We start from the raw sequence: 20,021 nt of genomic DNA on the forward strand, positions 1-20,021 counted from the left end.
CGCTGGAGCCCCCGCCCCCGCCGCCGGCCCCCTCCCCGTCGAGGGAGGTGATGCCGCCGCTGCACGAGGCGAGCGCGGGGACGGTGGCGGCGGCGAGGAGTCCGCCGAGGAGGTTTCTGCGGTTCATGGGGGGCTCCTAGGCCTGGGCCCGCGGGGCGGGGCGGTGGCGGAAAAGGACGCGCTGGAGGGCGGAGAGCGCGAGATCGAGGACGACGGCGACGAGCGCCACGAGCACGGCGCCGCCGAGCACCTGCACGAGGTCGCGCTGGGCGAGCCCGTCGAAGACGTACCGGCCGAGCCCGCCGAAGGAGACGTACGCGGCGATGGTCGCCGTCGCGACGACCTGGATGAGCGCGAGCCGGAGCCCGGTCATGATCAGGGGCAGCGCGAGCGGCAGTTCGACCTGGAGGAGGACCTGGTGCCAGCGCATGCCCTGGCCGCGCGCCGCGTCCCGCACCTCGGGGTCGACCGCCGTCATCCCGGCGTAGGTGTTGGTGACGATGGACGGCACCGCGAGCGCGACGAGGGCGATGTAGACCGGCCACATCGACAGGCCGCTGGCGAGGAAGACGAGGACCACGAGCCCGACCGTGGGCAGCGCCCGCCCGAAGCTCGACAGGTTGATCGCGACGAACGCGCCGCGCCCGGTGTGCCCGATGAGCAGACCGACCGGCAGGGCGATGGCGGCCGCGACGAGGGTGGCGAGCAGCGAGTACTGGAGGTGCTCGGCGAGCCGGTGGCCGATGCCGTCGGAGCCGGTCCACTGCTCGCCGCTGACCAGCCAGGAGCCGAGGCCCTTGAGGAGTTCGTACATGAGGTCAGGCCCCCTGCTTCTGCCGGCGGGTCCACGGCGTCAGGACGTATTGGAGGGTGACCAGCAGGGCGTCCGCGACGAGTGCGAGGAGCAGGGTCAGGACGACGCCGACGATGACGGGCGTGGGGAAGTTGCGCTGGAAGCCGTCGGTGAAGAGCTGCCCGAGCCCACCGTCGCCGATGTACGTGGCCACGGAGACGAGGGAGATCGCCATCACCGTCGCGATCCGCACGCCCGCCATGATCACGGGAAGCGCGAGGGGCAGTTCGACGGTGAGCAGGGTGCGCAGCGGCCGGGAGCCCATCGCCTTCGCGGCTTCCTTCGTCCGGGCGGGGACGGAGTCCAGGCCCTCGACGGTGTTCCGCAGGAGCACGACGAGCGTGTAGATCGTCAGGCCGATGACGGTGGTGGTCCGGGTGAGCCCGCTGACCGGCAGGAGCAGCACGAACACGGCGATGGACGGGATCGTGAACAGGACGTTCGACAGCCCGAGGAGCAGCCCGCGCAGTCTGCGCACCCGGTGGGCCACCACGGCCAGGGGGAGCGAGACGAGCAGGCCGAGGAGCACGGCGGTCAGGGCGGCCTGGAGGTGGGAGAGGGTCAGGGCGGTGAGATCGTCGGTGTGGTCGGCTATCCACGACCAGTCGACACTCATGCGGCCACCGTGCTCGCCGCGCTGTGTACCCGGCCCGCGTGGTCGTGGATGTCCTCGCGGGACGTCACGCCGGTGAGGACGCCGTCCGCGTCGACCCGGGCGACCAGGCCGCTCGGCGCGGCGATCGACTCGTTGAGCGCGGAGAGGAGCGAGTCGGCGTCCCGCAGGGGCCGGACCGGCATCTCCGCGTCCGTCTCCTGCTCGCGCCAGGCCAGCGGCTTGCGGGCCGCGTCGAGGGCGAGCCGCCAGCGGCCGCCTTCGGGGGCGGGGCCCTGGGCGACCTCTTCGAGCGTCGTCAGGGACAGCAGCTTCAGGCCGCGCTCCGCGCCGAGGAAGTCCGCGACGAACGCGTCCGCGGGGCGGGCCAGGAGCTCGGCGGGGGAGGCGCACTGGACGAGATGGCCACCGGTGCGGAAGACGGCTATGCGGTCCCCGAGCCGCACGGCCTCGTCGATGTCGTGCGTGACGAAGACGATCGTCTTGTTCAACTCACGCTGGAGGCGGAGAAGTTCGTCCTGGAGCTGGGTGCGGACCACCGGGTCGACGGCGCCGAAGGGCTCGTCCATCAGGAGGACCGGCGGGTCCGCCGCGAGCGCGCGGGCCACGCCGACGCGCTGCTGCTGGCCGCCGGAGAGCTGGTGCGGGTAGCGCTTCCCCGCGTCGGCGGCGAGGCCGACGGTCTCCAGGAGTTCCGCCGCCCGGGCCCGCGCCTTTCTGCGGCCCCAGCCGAGCAGCAGCGGTACGGTCGCGATGTTGTCCAGCACGGTGCGGTGCGGGAAGAGCCCGGACTGCTGGATGACGTAGCCGATGGAGCGGCGCAGCTCGGCGGCGTCCTGCTCCAGGACGTCCTTGCCGCCCACCCTGATCGTCCCGGAGGTCGGCTCGACCATCCGGTTGATCATGCGGAGCGTGGTCGTCTTGCCGCAACCGGAAGATCCGACGAGGACGGTCACGCCCCCTTCCGGCAGATCGAGCGTGAGGTCGTGCACCGCGGTCGTGCCGTTCGGGAAGCGCTTGTGGGCCTTGTCGAATTGGATCATGAGGAGTCCCTTGCCCGGCTGCATATCATCATGCAGAGTTCTCGGTGACTGAATAGATTGTCAATAGGTCGTCGCCGTACGGGCGCAAATCCCTGGTTATCAGGGGCCGCAGAACAAGACGGAGCGTCCGACAGAGGAGGAATTGCTACTGATGTCGTCTCATATCTCGGACAGGGCGGTAGGCGGCAACGGTGCGATCGTCATCCTGGACGGCCGCCGCCTGATGGTCGCAGATGTCGTACGAATGGCCGAATCCGCCGCCCGGCCCGTTCCGGGAACCGAGGGCATGAAGCGGGTGGAAGCCTCCTGGAACGCCGCGCGGGAAATCGCTTCGTGGGGTCGCGTCTACGGTCGTTCCACCGGCGTGGGGGCGAACCGGAACGAGACCGTGCCCACGGAGGCGGCGTCCGGCCACGGACTGCGCCTGCTGCGCAGCCACGCCGGGGCGATCGGCGAGGAGCTCCCCGCACGGCAGGTCCGCGCCATGCTCGCCGTCCGCGCCAACCAGCTCCTCGCCGGCGGCGCCGGACTGCGCCCGACCGTCGTCACCGCGCTCTGCGAAGCTCTGGAGACGGGTGCCTACCCGAAGGTCAACGAGTTCGGCTCGGTCGGCACCGGCGACATCGCCGCGCTCGCGCAGCTGGGCCTCGCGCTGGCGGGCGAACACCCCTGGCAGGGCGCCGGGGCGGCCCCCGCACCGCAGCCCCTCGACAACAACGACGCCCTCGCCCTGATCAGCAGCAACGCCCTCACCCTCGGCCAGTCCACCCTCGCCCTGCACGAGCTGCGCACCCTGATCGCGGCCACGCAGGTGGTGGCGGCCCTGTCGCTGATGGCGATCGACGGGAGTTACGAGGCCTACGCGCTGCCCGTGCACGAGGCACGGCGGCACGCCGGTTCGTACGCGGTCGCGGAGCGGATGCGGCTGCTGCTCGGCGCCCCCGACCGCCCCACGCCGCCGCTCGGCCGGATCCAGGACCCGTACGGCTTCCGCTGCGTGCCCCAGATCCATGGACCCGCGCACGACGCGGCGGACGCGCTCGACGAGGTCCTCGCGGTCGAGATCAACGCGGCGGCCGAGAACCCGCTGATCTCGGCCGACGATATGGCCGCCTACCACCACGGTGGTTTCTACCTCGCCCAACTCGCCCTCTCCCTGGACCACTTCAGGCTCGCGGTGACCCAGGTGGCCCGGCTGTCCACCTCCCGGCTCTCGACGCTGAACGAACCGGGCTTCACCCGCCTGCGTCCGTTCCTCGCGGACGGCGAGCCGGCGTCGTCGGGCGTGATGATCCTCGAGTACGCGGCCGGGGCGGCGCTCGGCGACCTGCGGGCCTTCTCCGCGCCCGCCTCGCTCGGCCACGCGGTGCTCTCGCGGGGCGTCGAGGAGCAGGCGAGCTTCGCTTCGCTGGCAGCCCGGCAGACCCTGCGGGCGTGTGAGGCGTTCCGGCTCGTCGTGGGCTGTGAACTCGTCGCTGCTGTCAGGGCGTTGCGCCAGCGGGAGCTGCGCCTCGACCCGGATCTGCCGGTCGGCCGGGCCTTCGAACTCGCGGCCTCGGTGCTCGACGCGGAGCCGGCCGACCGGCCGCTGACGGACGATGTGGCCGCGGCGGCCGGGCTGCTCGACCGGTTCGCCGAGCTGGGGGAGGCCTCGGTCCCGGGTGTTCACCCGAAGGTGAGGACGTAGGCCTGGAGGCCCGCGACCACGGCGTAGGGGCGCCGGTTGCGCGGCGGGCGTCCGGGAGCCTTTGGGGGAGCGGTCGCGACAGCGCCCCCAAAGGCTCCCGGACGCCCGCCGCCGTCTTCGGTGTCGCCCGGAGCCCGGACCGGCTTGCCCACGGCCTCGCCCCTCTCGCCCCGCCCGGAGCCGCCGGCCAGGAACACCACCGGCAGGACGGGCGGAATGCAGGGTGACACCGCGGTGATCAGCCCGCCCAGCAGCCCGATCAGCATCAGCGTGATCATGACGTACCGCCTCTCGCGGGAGAGAGCGGCCGTGTCCGCTGCCCTCACCACGTATGCGGCGCCGGGCGATCACCGGATTCGTCGCCGGGAGGCGTGGAGCGGGTGCGCGGCCCCGAGCGGACGACCCGGGGCCGAGGCTTCGCTTCGCGGGACTCCCCGGGGGGTGGCACCGCGACCGGGTACCGCTGCGCGGCGCTCCCCCCTGAACGCACCCGCGCGCGGGGCGCGGACCCGTCCCTCCTCTCAGGAGCGGGTGGCGGTTCCGCAACCCTCGTCGTCGCCTTCCCGCATACGCTCCTCCATCGTCGTGCTCCGGTCGTACGGGTCGACCTCGGCGCTGTCGCGCGCTTCGGCGCCGGTGCGTTCGGCGAGGAACGCGGGGGTCAGATAGCCGGTGTGGGTGTCGCAACCGCCGTTGGTGGTGTCCACCTTGTAGGAGACGAGGGAGAACGTCCCCGGCTCGATCACGATCTTCGCCGGGTCGTCCCAGCTCATCACCACCTCGCGGCGCACGATGGTGCGCGCGACCTCGTCGCTGTCCCCCTCGGCGCGCACGACCGGGTAGACGTAGGTGATGTCGGTGGACACCCGCACCGCACCGCGCTCGCCCTCCCGGAAGGTGACCCGGCCGCGGGTCTTGACCACGTCCCCGGCCGGTCGTACGTCGGAGGGCCGGAAGCGGCTGAACAGCAGGAGCGGGTCGTTGTCGCGATCGGGCGCGCGGAGCGCCTTCTTGAGGAAGCCCCGCACATCCGACTGGTGCGGGTTGATCAGCGCGATGGCCTCGGCCGGCCGCTCGCCGCTCAGCACGGCGGGGTCGAGACTGGACGCGGCGAGGAAGTCCCGGGTCTTCGCGAGCGCGTCCGCTACCTCCGCCCTGCTCATCCAGCCGGTCGCCCGTGGTTCGGGCAGGTGGATGCCCGCCGTTCCGTCGCCCCATCGCGCGGCCGGCGACCCCCGGAACGGCTCGTCGAGGGTGGGCGGCCGGTCCGCGCCCTCCTGCGGGGGCGCACCGGTCGGGCGCTCCGACTCCGCGGCGAGGGGCGTGGCACTCGTACCGTCGCCGCCGTCGAACCAGTTGCCGATCCCCCAGGGGCCGACGGCCACGACCACCACGGCGACGGCGGCCGCCAGGCCCAGTGCGGCCCAGCCCCTGCCCTTGCGTCGCCGGGCCGGCGTATACGTCCGCCATCCCTCCGGCGGGCCGGACTCCTCCTGGAGCCGCTGCGCCACCATCCGGGCCCGAGCCGACGGCTCCTCGGGCGCTCCCCGGCCCCCGGCCTCGGCCTCCTTCAGGAAACGCTCCCACTCCTCGTCCGGTATGGACGCCCCGCCCTTGCTCAACTCACCGCTCCTCTCGCGTGCGTTGTGCTCGGCCCCTCCCCAGGTCCGAGCCGTGTCCGGGCATCATCACACGGCCCACCGACACCCGGTGGCGGGCGGTCGGGTCAGCGGCCGGGTGCCCCGACGCGCAGTCCGTCCATGACGAAGTCCAGCAGCCGGCCGGCCCTCGGCTCCCAGTCCTCGCGCGGATCGATCTGCCAGAGACCGGCGATGGCGAGGAAGAAGTCGTCCGGGGTCACCCCGGGGCGGACGACGCCGGCGTCCTCGCAGGCGCGGAGCAGGGTTCCGGCCGCCTCCATGACCGGGGTGGGGCCGGGCTTGGCGGGTCCGCCCGGCGCGCTGGTGACCAGCCGGATCGCGTCCGCGAGGCCGGCCTTGGTCATGGCGAAGCGGGCGAGGCGGTCCATCCACTCGCGCAGGGCCCGTTCGGGCGGCCGCGTCCGGAGCAACTCGCCCGCGGCGTCGGCGACCTGCTGCATCTCGTAGCGGTACACCTCCAGGACGAGGGCCTCCCGGTGCGGGAAGTTGCGGTAGAACGTGCCCTGCCCGACGCCCGCCTTCTTGGCGATCGTGCTCAGCGGGGCGTCCGCGCGCAGTGTCAGCTCGACCATGGCCACGCGCAGGATGCGCTCCCGATTGCGCTGCGCGTCGAGACGCAGGGGGGCGTCCTTCTTCGGCTGGGACACGGATCCTCCTCGCGGGCTCGTGGCCGAAACCCGTCCTTGTTAACCGGACAGCTGTCCGTTACGTTTTTTCCGTGAACGGACAACAGTCCGGTTAGGGCTACCTTAGCGCCGGTCGCGTTCGCCGGTCGCCGGATCGACCGGTTCCGGCCGGCGGTCCGGTTCCTCGTCACCAGAGACCAGAGAAGGCTGATCATGGCCCCAGCGACCTCGTCGACGTCCCGTGCGATCACCCTGAACATCAACGGCGAGAAGCGCCACCTGCCCATCGACCACCGCACCACCCTGCTCGACGCCCTGCGCGAGCGCCTCGACCTCACCGGCACCAAGAAGGGCTGCGACCAAGGGCAGTGCGGCGCCTGCACCGTCCTGGTCGACCGGCGACGCGTCGTCTCCTGCCTCACCCTCGCGGTCGCGGCCGAGGGACGCGAGATCACCACCATCGAAGGCGTGGCCGAGGGCGACGAACTGCACCCCGTCCAGCAGGCCTTCCTCGACCTCGACGGCTACCAGTGCGGCTACTGCACCCCCGGCCAGATCTGCTCGGCCATCGCCGTCATCGAGGAACACGCGGCCGGCTGGCCGAGCGCCGTCACCGAAGACCCGGGGCCCGAGGCGGGGCCGCCACCGCTGACGCCCGACGAGATCCGGGAGCGCATGAGCGGCAACCTGTGCCGCTGCGGCGCCTACGTCTCGATCGTCCAGGCCGTCGCCCGCGCCGCCGAGTCCCACGCCGAGGACCGGACGGCAGCCACGAAGGAGGCCGCCGCATGAAGGAGTTCGGCTACCAGCGCGCCCACGACGTCACCGGTGCGGTCGCCCTCCTCGGCGCCGACCCGGACGCGCGGTTCCTCGGCGGCGGCACCAACCTCGTCGACCTGATGAAGTGCGGCGTGGAACGCCCCGCCCGCCTCGTCGACGTCCGCGAACTCCCCCTGGACCGCGTCGAACCCACGGCGGACGGGGGTCTGCGCATCGGAGCGACCGTCACCAACAGCGATCTCGCCGCCCACCCCGAAGTCCGCCGCCACTACCCGGCGTTGGCCCAGGCCGTGCTGGCCGGAGCCTCCGGGCAGCTGCGCAACATGGCGACCGTCGGCGGCAACCTGCTCCAGCGCACCCGCTGCGGCTACTTCACCGACGTCTCCAAGCCCTGCAACAAGCGTGTCCCGGGCAGCGGTTGCCCGGCCGTCTCCGGCGAACATCACAACCACGCCGTCCTCGGCGCCTCCGACCACTGCGTGGCCGTGCACCCCTCCGACATGGGTGTGGCGCTGACGGCGTTCGACGCGGTGGTCTCCTACGAGAGCGCCGACGGACCCGGCGAGACGCCGTTCACCGACTTCTACCTCCCCGTCGGAGACACCCCGCACCGGGAGACCGCCCTGCCGCCCGGCGCTCTGATCACCCACGTCAGCCTCCCCGCCGCGCCCGTCGCCGCCCACTCCCGCTACCGCAAGGTGCGCGAACGCGCCTCGTACGCCTTCGCCATCGGTTCCGTCGCCGCGGCGCTCGACATCGAGGACGGCCTCGTACGCGAAGCGCGCCTCGCCCTGGGAGCCGTCGCCTCCCGGCCCTGGCGCGCCCGTGCGGCGGAAGCCGTGCTGACCGGCGCACCGGCCGACGGCGCGACCTTCGCCGCCGCGGCGGACGCCGAACTGGCCGCCGCCCGGCCGCTGCCCGACAACGGATACAAGGTGACCCTCATGCGCAACCTCGTGGTCTCCGTACTCACCGAACTCGCCGGAAGGGACACCCGATGACGACCACCACGCCGGGACCCCGGGCCGTGCGCGGAGCCGTCGGCGTCGCCCACACCCGCGTCGAGGGCCGGGACAAGGTCACCGGCGCGGCCCGCTACGCGGGCGAGATCCCGTATCCGGACCTGGCCCACGGCTGGCTCGTGCTGTCCACGGTCACCCGTGGCCGGATCCTCGACGTGGAGACCGCCCCGGTCCTCGACATGCCGGGCGTGCTCACCGTCCTGCACCACGGCAACGCCCCGCGTCTGAACCTCGATTACGTCGGCATGCTCGGCACCCCGCCCGACCCGACCTGCGCCGTCTTCCAGAACGACAGGGTGCCGTGCGCCGGCTGGCCCGTCGCGCTGGTCGTCGCCGAGACCTCCGAGGAGGCCCGGGAGGCCGCCGAAGCGCTCGTGGTGACGTACGAGCAGGAGCCCCACGACACCACGCTCGTCGCCGGCCATCCGGACGCCTACCCCGCCGCGAGCCACATGCCCGCCGAGACGGAGAAGGGCGACCTGGAGGACCGGCTGGCCGCGTCCGCCCACGTGGTGGACGCGCGGTACACCACCCCTGAAGAGCAGCACAGCATGATGGAGCCGCACGCGGCGACCGCGCGTTGGGACGGCGGCCGGCTGGAGGTCGTCGACTCCAACCAGGGCGCCGTCTGGGTTCAGAGCGAGCTGGCCCTGATGTTCTCGCTCGACGCCTCCTCCGTGCGGGTCCGCTCCGAGCACATCGGCGGCGGCTTCGGCAGCAAGGGCCTGCGCGCCCACCAGGTGTCCGCCGTGATGGCCGCCACCGCCCTGCAGCGCCCGGTACGCGTCGTGCTGACCCGGCGGCAGACGTTCACCCTGGGCGGCTACCGCAGTCCCACCACCCAGCGGATCAGGCTCGGCGCGGCCCCCGACGGCCGGCTGCTGGCCCTGGAACACCTCTCGCTGAACCAGACGTCGACGGTGTACGAGTTCGTCGAGCCCGGCGCGGGCGTCGCCCGGGTGATGTACGACGCCGAGGCGCACCGCACCGGCAACCACGTCGTACGGCTCGACGTGCCGTCCCCGACCTGGATGCGCGCACCGGGGGAGGCCCCGGGGTCGTTCGCGATCGAGGCGGCCCTCGACGAACTCGCGACACGCGCCGGCGTCGACCCCATCGAACTGCGCCTGCGCAACGAGCCGGAGGTGGGTCCCGTCTCGGGGCTCCCGTTCAGCAGCCGCAATCTGGCGGCCTGCTTCCGCGAGGGCGCGCGCAGGTTCGGCTGGGCGGACCGCGATCCCCGTCCCGGCACCCGCCGCGACGGACGCTGGCTGCTGGGCACCGGCACGGCGGCGGCCTCCTTCGGCGCCGGGGCCGCCCCGTCCACCGCCCTGGTCACGGCGGAGGCGGACGGTTCGTTCACCGTACGGATCACCGCCGCCGACATCGGCACCGGAGCCCGCACCGCGCTCACCCTCATCGCCGCCGACGCGCTGGAGACCGCTCCCGAACGGGTCCAAGTCCGCATCGGCGACAGTGACTTCGGCCCCGCGATGATCGCCGGCGGTTCCATGGGCACCCGCTCCTGGGCCTGGGCCGTCACGGCCGCCGCCGCCGAACTGCGGGAGCGGCTCGCGGTGACGACGAGCATCCCCCCGGAGGGGATCACGGTGCGGTCCGACACCACCGAGGCGCTCGGGACCCTGGCGCAGAAGGAACGCCACTCCTACGGGGCGCAGTTCGCCGAGGTCGCCGTGGACACCACCACCGGTGAGGTCCGGGTGCGCCGCATGCTGGGCGTCTTCGCGGCGGGCCGGATCGTCAACCCGCTCACCGCCCGCAACCAGCTCGTCGGCGGGATGACCTGGGGCATCTCCATGGCCCTGCACGAGGAGGCGGTCCGCGACCGGAACAGCGGCGGCCACTACGCCCCCGATCTCGCCGGCTACCACGTGGCCACGCACCCCGACGTCCCGGACATCGAGGCGGACTGGGTGGACGACCACGACCCGGACGACCCGGTCGGCATCAAGGGCATCGGGGAGATCGGCATCGTGGGCGCGGCGGCGGCCGTCGCCAACGCGGTCTGGCACGCCACCGGCGCCCGCCACCGGGACCTGCCGATCCGCCCCGACCGGATCCTCGCGGCGACGGTGCCGGATCCCGCCGGGGGAGCGGCGGATGCTTGACATCGCCGCCGAGCTGCACCGATGGATGGCGGAGGGCCGGGAGTTCGCCGTCGGCACCGTCGTCTCCGTCGGCGGCAGCGCGCCGCGCGGGCCCGGCGCGGCCCTCGCCGTCGACAGCGAGGGCACGGCGATCGGCTCGGTCTCCGGCGGCTGCGTGGAGGGCGCGGTCTACGAACTGTGCGCGCAGTCGCTCCAGGACGGCTCGACCGTGCGCGAACAGTTCGGCTACAGCGACGAGGACGCCTTCGCTGTCGGGCTGACCTGCGGCGGGGTCATCGACATCATGGTCACGCCGGTCCGCGCCGATTCGCCCGAACGCGCGGTGCTGGGGGCCGCGCTGTCCGCCGTGGTCTCCGGCGCGGGGGCCGCCCTCGCCCGGGTGGTGAGCGGCCCGGACGGATTCCTGGGACGGGCGCTGCTCGTCCGCGCCGACGGTACGGGCGAGGGCGGGCTCGGCGGGCGCCCGGAGCTGGACCGTACGGCGGCGGCCGAGGCCTCGGCCCTGCTGGACGCCGGGCGCACCGGCACCGTCACCCTCGCCGAGGACGGGACGCACTGCCCCGGCGGGCTCACCCTGCTCGTCGAGAGCAGCGTGCCACCGCCCCGCATGATCGTCTTCGGCGCGGTGGACTTCGCGGCGGCGCTGGTACGGGCCGGGAAGTTCCTGGGCCACCATGTGACGGTGTGCGACGCCCGGCCCGTCTTCGCCACCCGGGCCCGCTTCCCCGAGGCCGACGAGGTCGTCGTCGACTGGCCCCACCGCTATCTCCGGCGTACCCCCACCGACGGGCGCACGGTGCTGTGCGTGCTGACGCACGAGGCCCGGTTCGACGTGCCGCTGCTCACCGAGGCGTTGCGGATGCCCTCCGCGTTCGTCGGCGCGATGGGATCGCGCCGCACCCACGAGGACCGCAGGCGCCGGCTGCGCGAGGCAGGGCTGAGCGACCGGGAGCTGGACCGCCTGCGTTCGCCCATCGGCCTGGACCTCGGAGCCCGTACGCCCGAGGAGACGGCCCTGTCCATCGCCGCGGAGATCGTCGCGGCCCGGCGGGGCGGCACGGGCCTGCCCCTGACCGGAGGCGCGGAGCCCATCCACCGGGAACCGCGCCAGGAGTCCCACCGGGATCTGCGGGCCGTCAGCCGGCGCTGAGTCCGCCGCGGATCCGGTCGACGACGGCGGCGACCAGCTGGTCGAACTGCTCGTCCGGGGTGGGAGGGGGCAGCGCGGCGGCCTCCCGGAGGGTGGGGATGTCGAGGCCGGCGTGAGCGATGAGCCAGGTGTCGGGGACGAGCGTGTTCCGGTCGTCCCCGGCCCGGCCGGCGGGCCCGTCGACCACGAGGGCGAAGGACAGTACGAGCAGGGAGAGATGACGGTGCGCCGCGAGCGCCGCCGGGAGGTCCAGGCCGACGTCCCGCAGCAGCCGGAGGAACCGGTCGAGGTGGAGCAGACGGTTGGGATGCACCGAGTCCGGGGGCGTGTCCTCGTCCAGGGAGACCAGCAGGGCCCGGGGCCAGCGGCGGTAGAGCGCGCGCAGGGAGCCGGCGTAGCCGGCGACGGAGGTCTCCCAGGCCGCGGGGTCGAGCCGGGGCGGGTTCCACGAGGTCAGCATCAGGTCGACGGCCAGGCTGACGACTTCCCCGCGATCCTCGACGTAGTTGTACAACGCCCGCACGGTCACGCCCAGTTCGGCGGCGAGGGCCCGCATCGTGAGGGCGGGGAACCCCTGTGCGCCGGCCATCTCCAGAGCCTTGGCGGCGATGATCCCGCGAGTGAGGACGGGGCGGCCCTTGCGTGTGGCGGGTCGGCGGCGAGGCGTGGCAGGCATGGCGTCAGCGTACGGCCCGCTTGAACTTCACACGTGTTGACTTTAGTGATGGGTAGAGCCAGGCTGGCCATGTCACGGGCCGCCAGGGCCCGTTCGCCTGCTCTCGCCGTGCGGGCCGTCCACGCCCGCCGAGCCCGGAGGCCGATTCCGCATGCCTGCCCAGAAGTCCCGACGCCTTCCGCCGCTGAGCGGGGTACTGGTGCTCGTGATGGCCTCCACGGGCCTGGTGGTCGTCGACCTGACGATCGTGGCCATCGGGCTCCCGCTGATCAGCGCCGACGTCGCGGACGGAGCCTCGGCCGAGTCCGTGGTGGTGACGTACATGGTCGCCATGGGGGCCCTCACCCAGGTCGTGGGAAGCCTGTCGGACCGCTGGGGCCGACGGGCCCTGTTCCTCGCCGGGATCGCCGTGTTCACCCTGGCCTCCCTGGCCGCGACCGTGGCACCGGATCTGCTGTGGCTCAACGCCGCCCGTGTGGTCCAGGGGGCGGGAGCCGCCGCGATCATGGTCAACGGCATTCCGCTGCTCTCCGACCGCTACGAGGGTGAGGAGCGCGATCTCGCGATCGGCGCCTGGGGCTCGTTCGCGACCGCGGCGGGCCTGCTCGCGCCGACCCTCGGCGGGGTGCTGGCCGAGACCTTCGGCTGGCGGGCGGTCTTCGCGGTCAACCTGCCCCTCGGCATGGCCGCCTGGGTGCTGGCCGTACGCGTGCTGCCCCGCTCCCCGGGGGCGTCGGAGGCGGGGCGGACGGACTGGCTCGGCAGCCTGCTGCTCATGCTCGGCCTCGGCACGGCGACGCTGCTGATGCTCCGCCCCGGCGACGCACCCTGGTCCGGGCAGGAGACCGCCGTGCTGCTCACCGCCTGCCTGGCGCTGGCCGCCTTCCTGGCCGTCCAGCTCCGGGTGCCCGCGCCGACACTGGAACTCCGGATGTTCGGCCGGCCCGCGTTCTCCGGTGCGATGCTGGCCGTCCTGCTCAGCCGCGTCCTGACCATCGGCGGCTCGGTCTACCTGGTGCTGTACTTCTCCGACGGCCTCGGTATGGGCCCGACCGGGGCGGGCCTGCTGATGACCCCGATCTTCCTCGCCCAGATCGTCATGGGCATGGTCGGCTCCAAGCTGATCGGCCACTGGGCACCCGGCCTGGTCATCGGCTCCGGCTACGCGCTCAAGGGCGCCGGCCTCGCCGCTCTGGCGTTGCTGATCACCCCCGGCACCCCGTGGTGGGCGCTGCTGGTGCCGCTGCTCGCCTGGGGAGCGGGCGGCGGGATCGCGGGCGCACCCGTCATGGCCGTCGCCGTGCGGGTCACGGCCCCCGAACGGGTCGGCATGGTCGCCGGGACCGTCGCCACCCTCGCGTCCCTCGGCGCGGGGGTCGGCACCGCGGCGCTCGGCGCGGTCTTCACCCTCCACGGCGGCCACAGCGCGCAGGCGGTCACCGACGGCGCCCGAGCCGTACTGGGGGTGTCCGCGGCGCTCGCGGTCGTCGCCGTGCTCACCACCGTCACGCTCATCGGACCGCGCCGCGTTCCACGCCCCGCTACGAGGCGTCCTGCCGGCGCACCATCTCGGCGATCCAGGCGGGCGTGAACGGGGACGTACAGCCCGGAGAGGTCGGATGGTCCTTGAGCACCTCCAGCCGCTCACCGATGCCGACGGCGCGGGCGCGGAGGCCGGGGCGGTCGATCCCGATCCGGGCCAGGCAGCGGTTCATCGCCCACCGCAGTCGGTCCGGAGCGTCCTTCATCCGCGCCTCGACGACGTCGAGCAGCCCGGGGAGGTCGAGGACCCCGGGGTCCTTCCTGACGCTCTCGGTGGTGAGCGCCCAGCCGGCGCTTTCGACCACGGGGTCCGGGTCGGCGGTCCAGACCAGGGGCAGCTCCTCTGCGTGCGGGCTCTTCCTCACCACGTGGTTCACGAGCCAGTCGTGCACCTTGGGGGCGCGGGCCTCACGCACCAGGGCGTCCAGGGCCTCACGCTCGAACGCCTTCGGTCCTCCGGCGCGGCCGGCTCGGCCATCACCTCGGCCACCGTCGCGCCGGCCGGCGTCTCTGCGGCCACCTCGGCCTCCTGCTGGTCCCCTCGTCCGTTCCCCTGTCGGTCGGAACGACGGATTCAGCGTACGACGGACCTCCGGCGCACGGCCGGTGTCCGCGGTGCGGCGAGCGGCGCGTGTTTGGCGGGGCCGTTCGGGGTCACTCCAGTACAGCGGCGCGAGCCACCGGGAACAGGCGCGCCCATGTGGCGGACTCTGAGGTGCGCGCCGGGGACGACGAGGAAACGTGAACCGATCGACGGTGGAACCACCGCTGACCGCACAGGAGGACACGATGCGTGACGTACGCAGGATCTTGCGGGCCAAGGTACTGAAGGCCCGCGGACTGGCCACGGAATCCGACGGCAAGGCGCTCGACGACCAGGACCGCAAGGACGAGGGCCGACGCCGGCAGGCCGAGGCGCGCCGCCAGGAGCAGCAGGACCGGCCCGACGGGCGTCACGGCCGTTGAACGGGCCAGAGGTTCGGGTACCCGAGGGCGAAGACGGCCCGATGGCGCGCCGGACCCTGCCGGACGAGTCCGGCAGGGTCCGGCGGCCGGGCGCGGAAGCTCCACGGCCGGGCCGGGTCGTGCGGCTACCCGGCGTCTACCGGCCACAGACCGACACGCTTCTCCTCGCCCTGGCCATGGGCCGCGAGGGGATCGGCCCGGGCACGGACCTGCTGGACCTCTGCACCGGGAGCGGCGCGCTGGCCCTGCACGCCGCCCGGCTCGGCGCCCGCGTCACCGCGGTGGACATCAGCCGCCGGGCCGTGGCGTCCGCACGGCTGAACACCGCACTCGCCCGCCTGCCCGTCACCGTACGGAGGGGCGACCTGCTGCGGGCTCTGCCCGGCCGCACGTTCGACGCCGTCGTCAGCAATCCCCCGTACGTTCCGGCCCCCGGCCTGTCGGTGCCACGGCACGGGCCAGGCCGCTCCTGGGACGCGGGCCCCGAAGGGCGGGTGATCCTCGACCGCATCTGTGACGACGCCTTCGCCGCGCTGCGCCCCGGCGGGCTGCTGCTGCTGGTCCAGTCGGGGCTGAGCCGCCCCGAGGAGACGGTCGGCCGGCTGTCCGCGGCCGGGCTGGACGTCTCCGTGATTGACCGGGTGACGATCCCGTTCGGGCCGGTCACCCGACGCCGGGCGGCCTGGCTGCGGGACAAGGGGCTGCTGAGGGGCCGGCTGGACAGGGAGGAGCTGGTGGTGATCCGTGGCCGGAAGAAATGAGACGCCCCGCCGGGTGGTGGTGAACCGGGAAGGCCCGATCCTGGTGGAAGGGCCGGTAGAGGTCGTCGTCGACGACGGAACGACGGTCCGGTCCGACCGTTTCGTCGTCGCGATCTGCACCTGCCGCCGCAGCCGTACCTACCCCTGGTGCGACACCAGCCACCGCCGCCGCAAGCCCGCCGCTTCCGGCGCGAACGACCGACAGCCCCAGGAGGGCGAGGAGGAGTCCCGACCGTGACGACCCCGGCCACCACCCCCCGTGAAACCATCTCCCGCGAGAGCTCCGCGGCCTCTCCCGGCCTTCCCCCGGCGCGCGGCCCCCTGAGCGAGAGCGTCCTCGCCGTACTGGCGGGAGGCGGAGTCCCTCTGCCCGAAGCCGACGCGGTCCGCCGCTCCGACCCGTACGGGGACGACCTCCAGCTGCTCCTGTACGTCCTGTACGAGCTCCACTACCGGGGCTTCGCGGGCGTGGACGAGCTCCTGGAGTGGGATCCCGCCCTGCTCGCCGTGCGCGCGGCGGCCGAGGACGTCTTCCTGGACGCGCTGCGCCGCGACAGCGGCCCCGGCGGGAAGGACGTGGCGGAGGCGGTCGACGCGCTCCAGCTGGAACCGGTGGGGGACGACGGCCACAGCGTCAGCCACCACCTCCAGCGGGAGGGAGAGCTGTGGCAACTGCGCGAGTACGCCGCCGTGCGCTCCCTCTACCACCTCAAGGAAGCCGACCCGCACCTGTGGGTGGTGCCCAGGCTCCGCGGCCGGGCGAAGGCGGGCATGGTCGCCGTCGAGTTCGACGAATTCGGAGCGGGCCGGGCCGAGGACATCCACGCACAGCTCTTCGCCGACCTGATGACCGACCTCGGTCTCGACGCGCGGTACGGCCGCTACCTCGACGCCGCGCCCGCCCAGGCCCTGGCCACCGTCAACCTGATGTCCCTCTTCGGTCTGCACCGACGGCTGCGCGGCGCGCTCGTCGGGCACTTCGCCACCGTGGAGATCACCTCGTCACCCGGGTCGAGGAGACTGGCCGAGGCCCTGCGCCGCGCGGGCGCGGGCCCCGCCGCCCAGCGGTTCTACGACGAGCACGTGGAAGCCGACGCGGTCCACGAACAGGTGGTGCGGCACGAGGTGATCGGCGGCCTGCTGGAGGACGAGCCCGCGCTGGCGGCCGACGTCGTCCTGGGCATCGAGGCGACCGGCCATCTGGAAGACCTCCTCGGGGACCACCTGCTGGCGGGGTGGCGGGAGGGCCGCTCGGCCCTGCGCACACCGCTGACGCCCTGATGACGGGCGGGGGCGGCTCAGAAGGTGTCGTCGTCCGCGGCGAGGACCGTGACCCCCGTGTCGCGCTCCAGCGGTTCGGCGATCCGCACCTGCGTCCTCGGCGAAGACGCCGTTCTCCCGCCCGGTCGCGTCGTCCGCGCCACTGAGCCGGCCGGCCCGGCACTCGGGGGCGGACCCTTCCAGAGGTTCCCCCTCGACCTCCTGGGCGAGCCGGCGCTTCGCCGCGACGCTCCTCCGCCCCCGTCGTGCCGAACCTGTTCACACCCAGGGGACGTTGGGGAGGAGAGCAGCCCTCTTCCATCTGGGTACACATCGTCGCCTCGTGCGTCCGCGGGCATGTCCTGCTCCTCCGACGTACGGGCGGCCCTCCGGCCCGGATGGTGATGTGCGTCAACGTCCGAGGGCCTTGCGGAGCTGCTCCTTGTTCATGGAGGAACGCCCGTCGATGTTCTTCTTCCTGGCCTCCGCGTAGAGCTGGTCCCGCGTGGGGCCCTGCGCGCCCTTGTGGGAGTGCTCGCCGCCGCGTTCGTAGGCGGACTTCCTGTCCCGCGTCGACGTCTTGCTCGCCGTCCTCGACTCGCCCGACCGGGCGCGCTGCTTGTTGACGGTCCGGGCCGCGATCTCCTTCGCGCGGCTCTTCGAGGCGCCCTGCTCCTCCTGGCTCTCCTTGATGTGCTCGTACTGCCGCTCACGCTTCTTGTCGGATCCAGCCGGCATGACGTGCTCCTCACTCCGTCTCGGGGGACGACCACAGCGTTTCCCCTACGGATCCCACTGAACAGCCCACACCGGGACAGCGCCTCCGGAGGCGGCGAAGGGAGCAGAACGCCGAAGGCCGGCGGGTGGCGCCGATGGCCGCTCACCCGACCGGTCGGCGTCTGGGCGCCCGCTCCTCGCTGTCGTCGCCGATCGCACCGCACAGCCGCACGGCCGGGCCCTCGATCTGTACGCGCCCGTCCCGCACGCCTTCGACACGGCCGGCCTGACAGCGCTGATACCGCTCACCGCGCAGGCCACCGGGGCGATCGCGCGGGCATCACCGGCGAGGTTTCGCCCGAGGGCCGCATCCGGCCCGGCCCGGCACCCCCTGCCTCGGGTGACTCCGTTTGAACACAGGCACACGGGTAGACGGCGCAAGTCCCTGTCGGCCGAACCGAAAGAAGAACCCGTGTCCCTAGATCAGCGCAAGAATATCTTCATCGTCGGAATGGACGAGGCGAACCTGCGAACGCTGGAGGCCGTTCCGGACGCCCGCCACCACCGCCTCCACCCCCTGCTCAGCATCAAGGAGTTGCAGGAGGACGAGACCACCGTCGACGAACTGCTGACCCGCGCCCGCGCCGTCCTCGACGCGCACGAGGGAGGCATCGACGCGATCGTCGGCTACTGGGACTTCCCCGTGAGCACCCTCGTACCCCTGCTGAGCAGGGAGTACGGCACGACGAGTACCAGCCTGGAATCCGTCGTCAAGTGCGAGCACAAGTACTGGAGTCGGCTGGAGCAGCAGAAGGTCATCGACGAACACCCCCGCTTCGGCCGGGTGGATCTGGACAGCGACGATCCGCGGCCGCCGGACGGCGTGAACTTCCCCATGTGGCTCAAGCCCGCCCTGGCCTACTCCTCCGAGCTGGCATTCGGCGTCTCGGACATGACGGAGTTCCGGTCGGCGGTCACGGAGATACGCGAGGGGATAGCCCGGGTGGGAAAGCCTTTCGAAGCCATACTCGATCTTCTGGAACTCCCGCCGGAAATGGCGGGGGTCGGTGGGCAGGTCTGTCTGGCCGAAGAGGCCATGACGGGCATCCAGGTGGCTGTCGAGGGATATGTCCACCGGGGCGAGGTCACCGTCTACGGCGTGCTCGACTCGATCAACTACCCCGGCTCCTCGTCCTTCCTGCGCCACCAGTATCCGAGCACCCTCCCGGCCCCGGTGATCCAGCGGCTGCACGAGGTCAGCGAACGCACCATGCGGCAGATCGGCATGGACGCGGCGACCTTCAGCATCGAGTACTTCTACGACCCGAAGACCGCCGACATCAGCCTGCTGGAGATCAACCCCCGCCACTCCCAGTCGCACGCGGAGATGTTCGACTTCGTCGACGGCGTGCCCAACCACCATCGGATGTTCCGGCTCGCCCTGGGCGGCGACCCGGCCCTGCCGCCCGGCGGCGGCCGCTACAAGGTGGCCGCCAAGTGGTACTACCGCTGGTTCGGCGAGGGCCGTGTCCACCAGGTGCCGACCGCCGAGGACATCGCCGCCATCGAGCGGGATATCCCGGGCGTCCGGATCGACATGGTCCCCTCCGAGGGGCAGCGGCTCTCCTCGGTCACGGGCCAGGACAGCTACAGCTACGAGCTCGCCCACATCTTCACCGGCGGGGACGACGAGGACGACCTGCGCCGCAAGTTCGACGCCTGCGTCGCGGCCCTCGGCCTGAGCTTCGACGAGACGCGACCGGGCGGGCACGGCCGGAATTCTTCGTGACGCCCCGGGTACCCGCCCCCACCGGACCCGACGTCAGGAAGGACCCTGCCACCCGTATGCGATTCGTCGAGAACCTTCCGTACGAGACGGGGGAAGAGGACCACGTCACCATCACCATGGCGGACGGGGTACGTCTGTCCGCCAGGATCTGGCGGCCCACCTCGTCCGACGGGGACCCGGTCCCCGCGGTCGTGGAGTGCATCCCCTACCGCAAGAACGACCTCACCTCGACCCGCGACGCCATCCACCACCCGTACATCGCGGGCCACGGCTACGCCTGCGTGCGCGTGGACCTGCGAGGGACGGGGGAGTCGGAGGGCGTGCTCCTGGACGAGTACCTGGAGCAGGAGCAACGCGATGCCGAAGAGGTGCTGGCCTGGGTCGCCGCGCAGCCCTGGTGCGACGGGAGCACCGGCATGATGGGCATCTCCTGGGGCGCTTTCGCCGCGCTCCAGACGGCGGCCCGGCGCCCCGAGAGCCTGAAGGCCATCGTCATCGCCTCGTTCACCGACAACCGGTACGCGGACGACATGCACTACCTCGGCGGCGCCATGCTCTCCGACAACCTCGCCGAGGCCGGGACGATGTTCGCGTACGCCACCTGCCCGCCCGACCCGGCCGTCGTCGGGGAGAGCTGGCGCGAGCTGTGGCACGAGCGGCTGGAGGGCAGCGGGCCGTGGGTCGTGGAGTGGCTGCGCCACCAGCGGCGCGACGCCTACTGGCGGCACGCCTCGGTCTGCGAGGAC

At 72.8% G+C, this 20,021-nt stretch carries 21 protein-coding genes and 1 pseudogene; 13 read left to right on the forward strand and 9 right to left on the reverse strand.

All coding sequences use genetic code 11. The annotated features are described in order from the left end of the window. Positions 1-136: 136 nt before the first annotated feature. From HET64_RS21995 to HET64_RS22005, 3 genes are read right to left on the reverse strand one after another with little or no spacing between them, the layout of a single operon-like run. Complete coding sequence (locus HET64_RS21995) at positions 137-814, reverse strand: ABC transporter permease (RefSeq protein WP_215108139.1); 678 nt, start codon at positions 812-814, stop codon at positions 137-139. Positions 815-818: 4 nt separating this feature from the next. Beyond that, positions 819-1,469 (reverse strand): ABC transporter permease, encoded by a 651-nt coding sequence (locus tag HET64_RS22000; RefSeq protein WP_018957998.1) that lies wholly within the window; start codon positions 1,467-1,469, stop codon positions 819-821. Further along, complete coding sequence (locus HET64_RS22005; protein WP_215108141.1) at positions 1,466-2,509, reverse strand: ABC transporter ATP-binding protein; 1,044 nt, start codon at positions 2,507-2,509, stop codon at positions 1,466-1,468. The genes HET64_RS22000 and HET64_RS22005 overlap by 4 nt, the downstream gene beginning before the upstream one ends. Positions 2,510-2,660: 151 nt before the next feature. Between HET64_RS22005 and HET64_RS22010 the strand changes: the two genes are divergently transcribed. Next, positions 2,661-4,196, forward strand: a complete 1,536-nt coding sequence (locus HET64_RS22010; RefSeq protein ID WP_215108143.1) for an aromatic amino acid ammonia-lyase — start codon at positions 2,661-2,663, stop codon at positions 4,194-4,196. On the opposite strand, the gene HET64_RS22015 is transcribed toward HET64_RS22010, so the two are convergent. The 3 genes from HET64_RS22015 to HET64_RS22025 form a co-directional block, all read right to left on the reverse strand. Next, positions 4,175-4,474 (reverse strand): hypothetical protein, encoded by a 300-nt coding sequence (locus HET64_RS22015; protein ID WP_215108145.1) that lies wholly within the window; start codon positions 4,472-4,474, stop codon positions 4,175-4,177. The genes HET64_RS22010 and HET64_RS22015 overlap by 22 nt on opposite strands. Before the next feature lie 243 nt (positions 4,475-4,717). Further along, positions 4,718-5,818, reverse strand: coding sequence for a hypothetical protein (locus HET64_RS22020; protein WP_215108147.1), 1,101 nt, complete (start codon positions 5,816-5,818; stop codon positions 4,718-4,720). A gap of 104 nt (positions 5,819-5,922) precedes the next feature. Further along, on the reverse strand, positions 5,923-6,504 hold the full coding sequence (locus HET64_RS22025) for a TetR/AcrR family transcriptional regulator (protein WP_215108149.1): 582 nt from the start codon (positions 6,502-6,504) through the stop codon (positions 5,923-5,925). 192 nt (positions 6,505-6,696) lie between these two features. On the opposite strand from HET64_RS22025, the gene HET64_RS22030 reads away from it, so the two are divergent. From HET64_RS22030 to HET64_RS22045, 4 genes are read left to right on the forward strand one after another with little or no spacing between them, the layout of a single operon-like run. Beyond that, the gene (locus HET64_RS22030) at positions 6,697-7,275 is read left to right on the forward strand and encodes a (2Fe-2S)-binding protein (RefSeq protein ID WP_215108151.1); all 579 of its coding nucleotides are present in this window, start codon (positions 6,697-6,699) and stop codon (positions 7,273-7,275) included. Next, entirely contained in the window at positions 7,272-8,264 is a 993-nt protein-coding gene (locus HET64_RS22035) for a xanthine dehydrogenase family protein subunit M (protein ID WP_215108153.1), read from the forward strand. Before HET64_RS22030 ends, HET64_RS22035 begins: the two co-directional genes overlap by 4 nt. Then, positions 8,261-10,414, forward strand: a complete 2,154-nt coding sequence (locus HET64_RS22040; RefSeq protein ID WP_215108155.1) for a xanthine dehydrogenase family protein molybdopterin-binding subunit — start codon at positions 8,261-8,263, stop codon at positions 10,412-10,414. The genes HET64_RS22035 and HET64_RS22040 overlap by 4 nt, the downstream gene beginning before the upstream one ends. Beyond that, positions 10,407-11,564, forward strand: coding sequence for an XdhC family protein (locus tag HET64_RS22045; protein ID WP_215108157.1), 1,158 nt, complete (start codon positions 10,407-10,409; stop codon positions 11,562-11,564). The genes HET64_RS22040 and HET64_RS22045 overlap by 8 nt, the downstream gene beginning before the upstream one ends. On the opposite strand, the gene HET64_RS22050 is transcribed toward HET64_RS22045, so the two are convergent. Then, positions 11,551-12,240: a TetR/AcrR family transcriptional regulator gene (locus tag HET64_RS22050; RefSeq protein WP_215108158.1), complete on the reverse strand. Its 690-nt coding sequence runs from the start codon at positions 12,238-12,240 to the stop codon at positions 11,551-11,553. The two genes, HET64_RS22045 and HET64_RS22050, sit on opposite strands and share 14 nt — an antisense overlap. A gap of 151 nt (positions 12,241-12,391) precedes the next feature. Here HET64_RS22050 and HET64_RS22055 point away from each other — a divergent pair, with 151 nt between their 5' ends. Next, entirely contained in the window at positions 12,392-13,831 is a 1,440-nt protein-coding gene (locus HET64_RS22055; protein ID WP_215108160.1) for an MFS transporter, read from the forward strand. Here the strand turns inward: HET64_RS22055 and HET64_RS22060 are convergent. Then, positions 13,782-14,450 carry a DNA alkylation repair protein gene (locus HET64_RS22060; protein WP_374105570.1) on the reverse strand — a complete coding sequence of 223 codons (669 nt, stop codon included), beginning with the start codon at positions 14,448-14,450 and terminating at the stop codon, positions 13,782-13,784. The genes HET64_RS22055 and HET64_RS22060 overlap by 50 nt on opposite strands. A gap of 73 nt (positions 14,451-14,523) precedes the next feature. Here HET64_RS22060 and HET64_RS22065 point away from each other — a divergent pair, with 73 nt between their 5' ends. Genes HET64_RS22065 through HET64_RS22080 form a run of 4 tightly spaced genes read left to right on the forward strand, consistent with a single transcriptional unit; the run spans position 14,524 to position 16,790 of the window. Next, the gene (locus HET64_RS22065) at positions 14,524-14,748 is read left to right on the forward strand and encodes a hypothetical protein (protein WP_215108162.1); all 225 of its coding nucleotides are present in this window, start codon (positions 14,524-14,526) and stop codon (positions 14,746-14,748) included. Between the two features lie 41 nt (positions 14,749-14,789). Further along, complete coding sequence (locus HET64_RS22070; RefSeq protein ID WP_251145678.1) at positions 14,790-15,509, forward strand: HemK2/MTQ2 family protein methyltransferase; 720 nt, start codon at positions 14,790-14,792, stop codon at positions 15,507-15,509. Beyond that, on the forward strand, positions 15,493-15,747 hold the full coding sequence (locus HET64_RS22075; RefSeq protein ID WP_374105569.1) for a CDGSH iron-sulfur domain-containing protein: 255 nt from the start codon (positions 15,493-15,495) through the stop codon (positions 15,745-15,747). The genes HET64_RS22070 and HET64_RS22075 overlap by 17 nt, the downstream gene beginning before the upstream one ends. After that, positions 15,744-16,790 carry an iron-containing redox enzyme family protein gene (locus HET64_RS22080; RefSeq protein ID WP_215108164.1) on the forward strand — a complete coding sequence of 349 codons (1,047 nt, stop codon included), beginning with the start codon at positions 15,744-15,746 and terminating at the stop codon, positions 16,788-16,790. Before HET64_RS22075 ends, HET64_RS22080 begins: the two co-directional genes overlap by 4 nt. Before the next feature lie 390 nt (positions 16,791-17,180). Here HET64_RS22080 and HET64_RS22085 read toward each other — a convergent pair whose 3' ends face one another. Continuing rightward, the gene (locus HET64_RS22085) at positions 17,181-17,507 is read right to left on the reverse strand and encodes a plasmid stabilization protein (protein WP_215108166.1); all 327 of its coding nucleotides are present in this window, start codon (positions 17,505-17,507) and stop codon (positions 17,181-17,183) included. Between the two features lie 164 nt (positions 17,508-17,671). Between HET64_RS22085 and HET64_RS39195 the strand changes: the two are divergent. From HET64_RS39195 to HET64_RS22095, 3 genes and pseudogenes are all read left to right on the forward strand, one after another. Continuing rightward, a pseudogene (locus HET64_RS39195) lies at positions 17,672-17,826 on the forward strand (transcription antitermination regulator); the annotation flags it as partial. Positions 17,827-17,958: 132 nt separating this feature from the next. Then, on the forward strand, positions 17,959-19,275 hold the full coding sequence (locus HET64_RS22090; protein WP_215108168.1) for an ATP-grasp domain-containing protein: 1,317 nt from the start codon (positions 17,959-17,961) through the stop codon (positions 19,273-19,275). Between the two features lie 56 nt (positions 19,276-19,331). Next, positions 19,332-20,021 (forward strand): CocE/NonD family hydrolase (locus tag HET64_RS22095; protein ID WP_215108170.1); only part of this gene is annotated, 690 nt, incomplete at its 3' end.

The sequence above is a fragment of the Streptomyces sp. McG3 genome (genome assembly GCF_018619185.1).
Classification (GTDB): domain Bacteria; phylum Actinomycetota; class Actinomycetes; order Streptomycetales; family Streptomycetaceae; genus Streptomyces.